The following is a 6,655-nucleotide window of genomic DNA, read 5'->3' on the forward strand; positions in this document are numbered from 1 at the left end:
AGGTCGGGTCTTCGGTTTGGCGTCGGCGCCTTCGTTGTGAAACGACACTTATGATTTCAACGCAATTTTCTTGCATCTGTCTTAGTTTCGGCGGCAACGCCATGAGACTCTTTGCTGGCCTCGCTGGAACATTGCGACGAGCCCGGTATCGTGGCGAGATAGCCATCGTATTGCCCGTCGCTTGTCTTTTTTGATGGCGGCCGAAATTGGGCTGGAAACGCACTGCAGAGTTACACGCTGCTTCCACGTTTCCAAATTCGGGATCGCTCACACAGGTGACAATCGGCGCCAGCCAGTCTCCTGCCTGAGTAGCGCCGGACTGGGGTTCTTCACATCTCAGTCAAGACCCAGGCCACACCAAAGATGCATCAGAAAGGCAAAAAAGCCATCCCTTAGTGCATGGCGGACATCTCGAAAGCCCGGTCCATCGACCGCACTTTCGTACAAAATTGATCGGCAACCCGTCAACTGGTTGTCACCCTCGTCCAATCCGGGATCGGTACCGCGATGTGAACGATATCAAGCATCCTCATGTGCAAGACGGTGGGAAACCTAAAAAAGCATCGCCATTCAAGACAGAGTGCAATCCAGCCATGGCAGGGGCCACCACGGCTTCATCTGCGTTGGCAGACTGAACGGCGTAAGCGGGATATGAGAACTGCGGCGTTTCGGGCACGAGGTGAAGCCGTCCGGCCTCGATATGAGGCTGTACCGCGCTCATCCTGAAATAGCCGGATCCACCAACCGAAAGAATATAGCTGAGCGCAAGCGGGCCGAGATCCATAAAAAGGTCCGGCGCGACGTCAGGGAAATTCATGCCATGATGAAACGTAAAATCTGGCCCCCAGTCTATGTGCGCGTAGTCTATGCTGCCCGCCAGGCGTGCTTCCAGATCGGTTGTCACGAGCACGAGTTTTTCTTCCATGAGCAGATCGATCTTCAGGCCGGGCCGATGCTGGGGCGCATACATGATTGCCACGTCGACGAGCCCGGATGCGACTTGATCGATTAGGTCCTGCGGCACATCGACGTGCACATGAAGCGCGATATCCGGAAGGGATTGACGCATCCATCGAACCCAGTCGAGCAGAAGGGGCTCGGCGATGCTGATTTCGCTACCAACAGTCAGAACAGCACGACTGCCGGGTGGAACAGCAACCTGATGAAGGGTGCGCTGCCACAACTGAACGAACATCGGAGCGTGGCGCAGGAACTGCTCGCCGGCGGGAGTGAGCGAAGCGCCGCCTTTGTGGCGGACGAAAAGTTGGCGACCTAGTTGTTGCTCAAGGCTTCGAATTCGCGCGCTCACGGTTGTCTGGGCGACATTCAACCGTTCGGAGGCCCGGATGAAGCTTCCGCTGGAAACAATCTCAAGAAAAGAACGAGCAAGCTCGACGTCCATGAAAAAACATAACATAAAAACTGCATTTAAATGACAGTGAAATTGCGCTCTGAAGTGCCCCCATTTTATCGCGGCCATTCGATCAAGCCGTATCGAGTCCAATAGCAACAACGATTCGGATCTATCATAAAATCTGTATTCATTTGCCGATTAAATTCGTTTGCTACGCGGCATACGCCAGCAATACGCTCCGAGAAATCCACCAAGCTTAGCGCTGGATGCTGCGCAGCGCCGGTTGGAGCGGAGCGCAAGGCTCTCTCCACCTACCCATCGTTTTGCCTGCAGCGTCACAGGAGGAATCATGTCGAGGGAAGAAAAGAGCAAAGGCGATGTGGGGCGGCGTGATTTTCTGAAGCTGTTCGGCGCGGCTGGAGCTGCCGGAGCGGCGGCGAGCACCCTGCCGCTTGGGGCATCCGCTTCGGCGGACGAAGTCATGGCTGCGACCGCTGACACAAGACATCATCACGTTGCCGTCGCCACCGAACCTCAGGCTGGAGGCATTGGCTACGAATTCTTCAACATCGATGAGTCCGCTTTCATCGAGGCGGCTGTCGATACGCTCATTCCAAGCGACTCAACAGGCCCTGGCGCCAAGGAACTCGGCGTCGCGATCTATATCGACCGGCAGATGGCCGGCGGATACGGCAAGGGCGACCGCCTGTATCTGGAAGGGCCATTTGGCGAGGGTACGCCCGAGCAGGGCTATCAATTGCCGATGACGCCATCGGAACTGATCCGTGCTGGGATCGCCGACGTCAGCGCTTACGTACAGAAAAACCACAAGAGCACCTTCGACGGCCTTTCGGCAAAGGATCGTGCCGCGGTGATGACCGAACTCGACGGCAAGAAGGTCGAGCTTCCGACGGTGCCGACCGCGACCTTCTTCGGGCTTCTGCTCCAACTCACGGTCGAGGGCTATCTGGCCGACCCGATGTATGGCGGAAACAAGGACAGGGCGGCCTGGAAGATGATCGGTTTCCCAGGCGCCGACGCCATGTATATGGACAAGATCGAACCATTTCGGAACAAGCTCTATACGGCTGAACCGAAGGGCATCCAGGATCTCGTTTAATCGGCGAAAGAACAAGGAGACTATAACATGGCCACCAAATTGAACGCGATTGATGTCCTGATTGTCGGCCTGGGCTGGACGGGCGGCATCATTGCCAAGGAACTTGCTTCGACCAAGCTGAAAATCGTCGCCCTTGAGCGGGGAGGCCCGCGTGACACCAATCCGGACTTCATCGACCCACAGATCCATGACGAACTGCGCTACGCCGCCCGCCACGATCTCATGCAGAACGTCCGGCGGGAAACCATCACGTTCCGCAACAGTGAATCGCAAACGGCGCTGCCGATGCGGCAACTCGGCTCGTTCCTGCCTGGCCAGGGCGTTGGCGGCGCCGGCGTGCACTGGAACGGTGTCACCTGGCGCTGGCTCGAATGGGACCATCAGGCGCGCACCCGGACGGTCGACAAATACGGCGACAAGATCATCCCTTCGGATATGCACCTGCAGGACTGGCCGATCACCTATGACGATCTCGAGCCCTATTACGACAGGTTCGAAAAGACCTGCGGCACCTCCGGCAAGGCCGGCAACATCAACGGCCGAAAGATCGATGGTGGCAACATCTTCGAAGGATCGCGAAAGGAGGAATACCCCAACCCGCCGATGATCGCCGCGCAGAGCATGGTGATGTTCGAGAAGGCGGCCCGTAATCTCGGGTATCACCCGTTCCCCAATCCGTCGTCAAACGCGTCGCGCGATTACGTCAATCCCGATGGCGTGGCCTTCGGCCAATGTCACTATTGCGGCTTCTGCGAGCGTTTCGGCTGCGAGGCCAATGCTAAGGCTAGCCCGCATTTCACCGTCATTCCGCTGGCGCTGAAGAACCCGAATTTCGAGCTGCGCACCAACTCGATCGTGCTGAAGGTCAATCTCGACTCGACCCGCAAGAAAGCGGTCAGCGTCACCTATCTCGACGCACGCGGGCGGGAGTTCGAACAGCCTGCCGACCTCATCATCCTGTCAGCCTATGCGCTCGGCAATGTCAACCTGCTGCTGCAATCGGGCATCGGCGTGCCTTATGACCCGGCCACGGGCAAGGGCGTGGTCGGCCGCAACTATGCTTATCAGTGCGGTGGCGGGGCTACCGCCTTCTTCGACAAGGAAACCATCCTCAATCGCTTCATGGGCGCCGGCGCGCTCGGCACCTGCATGGATGATTTCAACGGCGACAACTACGATTTCGTGAAGGCCGGCTATATCGGCGGCGGCGGCATCAGCTGCAGCAACTCGGGCGCCCGGCCGATCCAGTCGCATCCAACACCCCACGGCACGCCGCGTTGGGGCTCCGACTGGAAAAAGGCAGTGGTCGACAATTATGACCACGCGGCCAGTGTCGGAAACCAGGGCGCGGTGATGGCCTACCGGCAGAACTATCTCAGCCTCGACCCGACCTTCACCGATGTGTTCGGGCGTCCATTGATGAGGATGACGTTCGACTTCCAGGACAACGAGGTCAAGCAGATGAACGGCCAGGCCGACATCTGCGTGAAGATCGCCAAGGAGATGGGTGCGACTAAGGTTGATCGGAGCATCCCTCCCGTGCCCTATTCGATCGTGCCTTATCAAAGCACGCACAACACGGGCGGGGCAGTGTTTGGAGCCGACCCGAGCACCAGCGTCCTGAACAAATACCTTCAGGTCTGGGATGTCCCGAACGTGTTCGTGACCGGCGCTTGCGTGTTTCCCCAGAACGCCGGGAAGAACCCGACCGGACCCGTAGGCGCTCTTGCCTACTGGGCGGTGGACGCGATCAAGAACCAGTATTTGAAGAATCCCGGCGCACTGGTTCCCTCCTGAGGCAACGCCTGCCGGATCCGCGGTTCGGATCCGGCAGGCAGGGTTTGAACCCCATATCGCCAGGGCCGGGTCGGCCGGGACCAGCCCGCAACAAACGCGTTGAAAGAAGCAAACATGAAATCGACTTTGCTTGGATTGACAACCGCAATTCTCACTACAGTCGGGTCGGCCCATGCGCTGGAGGCATCCCCCGGCAACGCCGAAGCCGGCGCAGCCGTCTTCAAGAGGTGCATGGCCTGCCACTCGGTCGGCCCAGACGCAAAGAACGGAGTAGGTCCGGTTTTGAATGGCATCGTCGGCCGAGCGGCCGGCGTGTATCCGGGCTACAATTATTCCGCGGCGAACAAGAATTCCGGTCTGACCTGGGATGAACCGACCCTGACGATCTATCTGCACGCGCCGCGCAAACTGGTCCCCGGCACAAAGATGACATTTGCCGGTCTCAGCAAGGACCAGGACATCGCCGACGTGATCGCCTACCTGAAACAGTTCAACGCCCAAGGACAGAAGTCGATCCTTGAGTGAGGGGCAACCGTCCGGATCGCAAAGCACGACCTTTATGAAGTTCCTGCTGCACAAGGGCCTGGGATATTCCTCGATCCATCGGATCGGTGACTACCTGCGCAGCCATGGAGCGGGTCGTCACTGGATCGAGCGATATCACGGCGACGTCTTTCTGGTCGTATTGGACGAAGTCGACGAGGCGATCCTTGGAAAGGAATTCTCCGAACTTCTTGATGCGGTCAACGAGACGGAGGGAGACGGGACACGAGGTCGATGAGTGAAAAAATCTTCAATGACAGAGTAAAATTGAAACGGGCATATGAGAGTCCCGCTGCCGACGACGGCAAGCGAGTGTTGGTTGACCGGCTTTGGCCGCGCGGGGTCAGGAAGACCGAAGCCGCCATCGACTGTTGGATGAAGCAACTCGCGCCAAGCACCGAGCTTCGGCAATGGTTCGGACACGATCCAGCCCGTTGGGAGGAATTCCGCCGGCGATATGCGGCGGAAATCCATGAGCATCGCGATGAACTGGAACAGCTGCGCGACCTGATACGGCAGGGCACCGTTACACTCGTCTACTCGGCTCATGACGAGGCCCACAACGACGCCGTTGTCCTTAGAGAGATTTTGCTGAGACACCGATAGTGACGGGGCGCTCCTCCATTGCCATTGGGCGTGCGATCGCGGCCACGACAACAAACTCTCCGGGAACCAAAGCAGAAAACACCCATCCAATGATCGATGGGCGTTCACCTTAGAGGAGAAGACGATGAAATTCTTCGTCGATACCGCCGATATATCCGAAATTCGTGAGCTTGCCGCCGCTGGCGTTCTCGACGGGGTGACCACAAACCCGTCGCTTGTAGCAAAGACCGGACGACCCATCAGGGATGTGATCAAGGAGATTTGCCAGACGATCGAGGGTCCGGTTTCAGCGGAAGTCACCGCGACCAATTTCGACGGCATGGTCGCCGAAGGAGAGCGTTTGGCCGGCATTGCCGCCAATGTAGCCGTCAAGGTGCCATCGACCTGGGATGGGTTCAGGGCTTGCCGGGCGCTTAGTCAACTCGGCCACAAGGTCAATGTCACCCTGTGCTTTTCAGCCAACCAGGCATTGCTCGCCGCCAAGGCAGGCGCGACCTTCATTTCGCCGTTTGTCGGCAGGCTTGATGACCTTGGGCTCGACGGCATGGAGGTGATCCGGGAAATCCGCAAGATCTACGACAACGACAAATCCTTCACGACGGAGATCCTGGCGTCTTCAATTCGCACCCCTCTCCATGTCAAACAGGCGGCGATCGCCGGCGCCGATATCGCGACCGTACCACCTGCGGTGCTCAGAAACCTCGCCAAACACCCACTCACCGACAAGGGCCTGGCGTCCTTTCTCGCCGACTGGGGTAAGACGGGGCAAGTAATCCTGTAATTCCCTGCCCGGGATCACGCGAGAGCAATCATAAATAATGCACACAACTGTCGATTAAATTCGTTTGCATGATAGCAGAGATGGCGAGAAACTACGGACAACAGACGTCCAATCGGCATCGAGTCCATGGCTGCACGTTTAGCACAAGCGGTGCCGAGAGCCTGAAGACGCACAATCAGGTGAAGGTATTCAGAGGCTGGCGGGCCTGAGTTCCCGCTTCTCGTCGGTATAGGCGATTTCAACACCTGATCGCCAAAGGAGAAGAAAATGCCTGAAGGCCATAACAAACCGAACGGGCCGGATCTGGTCCAGGGGATCGCGTTGTCCGATCTTCCCGATGGCGCAAAGCTTGTCGGCCATTGCGGCGATGAGCAGGTGCTGCTTGTGCGCCGCGGGGCGGAGGTCTTCGCCGTCGGGGCGACCTGCACGCATTACGGCGGGCCGCGCGTCGAGG

Annotated in this window: 8 protein-coding genes; 7 read left to right on the forward strand and 1 reads right to left on the reverse strand. The window is 58.2% G+C overall.

What is annotated here, in order from left to right:
* Window positions 1-529: 529 nt before the first annotated feature.
* Window positions 530-1,480, reverse strand: coding sequence for a LysR family transcriptional regulator (locus EN991_RS18135; protein WP_224674321.1), 951 nt, complete (start codon window positions 1,478-1,480; stop codon window positions 530-532).
* A gap of 223 nt (window positions 1,481-1,703) precedes the next feature.
* On the opposite strand from EN991_RS18135, the gene EN991_RS18140 reads away from it, so the two are divergent.
* From EN991_RS18140 to EN991_RS18170, 7 genes are all read left to right on the forward strand, one after another.
* Entirely contained in the window at window positions 1,704-2,474 is a 771-nt protein-coding gene (locus tag EN991_RS18140) for a gluconate 2-dehydrogenase subunit 3 family protein (protein ID WP_127366336.1), read from the forward strand.
* A 27-nt stretch (window positions 2,475-2,501) separates the two neighbouring features.
* Window positions 2,502-4,271 (forward strand): GMC family oxidoreductase, encoded by a 1,770-nt coding sequence (locus tag EN991_RS18145; protein WP_127369253.1) that lies wholly within the window; start codon window positions 2,502-2,504, stop codon window positions 4,269-4,271.
* 99 nt (window positions 4,272-4,370) lie between these two features.
* A complete protein-coding gene (locus EN991_RS18150; RefSeq protein WP_224674324.1) occupies window positions 4,371-4,796 on the forward strand; it encodes a cytochrome c family protein in 426 nt (141 codons plus the stop codon).
* 34 nt (window positions 4,797-4,830) lie between these two features.
* Entirely contained in the window at window positions 4,831-5,052 is a 222-nt protein-coding gene (locus EN991_RS18155) for a hypothetical protein (RefSeq protein ID WP_127369254.1), read from the forward strand.
* Window positions 5,049-5,420 carry a DUF488 domain-containing protein gene (locus EN991_RS18160; RefSeq protein ID WP_127369255.1) on the forward strand — a complete coding sequence of 124 codons (372 nt, stop codon included), beginning with the start codon at window positions 5,049-5,051 and terminating at the stop codon, window positions 5,418-5,420. Before EN991_RS18155 ends, EN991_RS18160 begins: the two co-directional genes overlap by 4 nt.
* Window positions 5,421-5,544: 124 nt before the next feature.
* Entirely contained in the window at window positions 5,545-6,201 is a 657-nt protein-coding gene (fsa, locus tag EN991_RS18165) for a fructose-6-phosphate aldolase (RefSeq protein ID WP_064994263.1), read from the forward strand.
* 267 nt (window positions 6,202-6,468) lie between these two features.
* Window positions 6,469-6,655 (forward strand): Rieske 2Fe-2S domain-containing protein (locus EN991_RS18170; RefSeq protein ID WP_164769165.1); only part of this gene is annotated, 187 nt, incomplete at its 3' end.

The sequence above is a fragment of the Mesorhizobium sp. M7A.F.Ca.US.005.03.2.1 genome (assembly GCF_003997795.1).
Taxonomy (GTDB): Bacteria; Pseudomonadota; Alphaproteobacteria; order Rhizobiales; family Rhizobiaceae; genus Mesorhizobium; species Mesorhizobium ciceri.